1 protein-coding gene is annotated in these 1,435 nt (G+C 61.3%); it reads right to left on the bottom strand.

The annotated features are described in order from the left end of the window. Window positions 1-22 precede the first annotated feature (22 nt). Window positions 23-1,435, bottom strand: a 1,413-nt coding sequence (locus AWB81_RS42900) for an SNF2-related protein (RefSeq protein WP_200822647.1), incomplete at its 5' end; no start/stop codon positions are given.

The raw sequence follows: 1,435 nt of genomic DNA, 5'->3' as shown, positions 1-1,435 counted from the left end.
ACACATTCGAGTCTTTCGGCATTTAAGCTGCCTCCTTCAGAAGTTTGCGCATGTCGCCCGCGGTCTCGGCCGCCAGCAATGCGAGGTCATCGACAAAGCGGTCCAGCAACGAATCCATATGCAAAAACGTCTCGTCTTCAAGTTCCGGCGTCGCCCAGTCCAGCCCCGCCTGCGTCGCGTCACGTTTGTGCGCGACCATCTGGTCCTGATACTCGTCGATGCTGCCGGGCAGGTGGAAATACAGCACCTTCAACACGCCCTTCCGATTCCAGCGCAGCGCGCGCCGCATCGCCTGATACTCAATGCGCCACGTCCACGAACGGTCGTAGAAAAGGATGTAGTCGGCGTTCGGCAGGTTGTAGCCCGCGCGACCCGATGCCTTGGTGGCCATCAGCCCCGTTGCCAGTCCGCCCAAGAATCGCTTGTCCTTATCGGCCACACGACGCTTGATCGGAATCTCGCCATGAAACGGCACCGTCTGAACGCCATGCGCATCAAGCTCACGCGCCAAAAGATCGAGCACGCCCGGGTTCTCGGCAAACACGATCGCCTGCTTGCCTTCCGCCGCGATTGCGCGCATGCGGTCGACAATTGCGCGCTGCTTGCTCGTCAGCCCGCCGATGTACTCGACACCATCCATTCCGAACTGTGGGTAATTGGCTGCGAAGTGAACCGCGCGGATACGAGCGAGGATCGTCACGAGGTTGCACGCCTTCTTGTCATCGCGCGATGAGCGATACCAGTCGGCGAACTCGTCGGCAGCACGCAGATACGCGGCCAGATGCCCGCGATCCCAATCGACCGTCTCCACCTCGAACTGCGGTGGTTCGATCTGGATGTAGCGCGACACCTCGGGTTCTGCGACCAGCCGCCGCTTGATGTGCGGCGCGAGCATCGCCCAGTACAGGTGCAGGTTACCGATCTTGGGCACCTCGCGTTTCGCCCCATCCTGCAGGCTTTCCGCGAATTGCCACGTGACCCACTCCAGCACCACGAAGTCATCCCTGAACCGATCGACGCCGCGCATCGCGTACTCCACCGAATTGATCCAGTTTTGCTCGAGGTAGCCCACGCGATAGCCATACGGCTGAGCCGCCGTTCCATCACCGCCAGAAAACGCGATCAAACCGAACGCATCTCTCGGGTAGTTCGGAATCGGGCTTCCCGTCAAAACAAACCTTCGCCGCGCCGAAAGCTGCCAAAGCGCGCGGCTCTGGTCGCTCGTGGGATTGGCAAGGCGCTCGCCTTCGTCGGCTACCAGCAGGCCGATGCGGCGACGCAGTCGATGGGCATACGTCACGCGCGCCGAAGCTGCCTTATCGACCGGCATGCGCAGGCGCTCGTACGAGATAAGGTTAATCTGCCGGAGGTCGTTAAGGTCGGCCGCCGATTCGATTACCTTCACCTGCTCAGCCGAGATGGGCAACTGCCCCAC

Source organism: Caballeronia arationis, from assembly GCF_001544975.2.
GTDB classification, from domain to species: Bacteria; Pseudomonadota; Gammaproteobacteria; order Burkholderiales; family Burkholderiaceae; genus Caballeronia; species Caballeronia arationis.
Note: the sequence above shows the minus strand (reverse complement) of the source record. Positions and strands in the feature narration are given on the sequence as shown.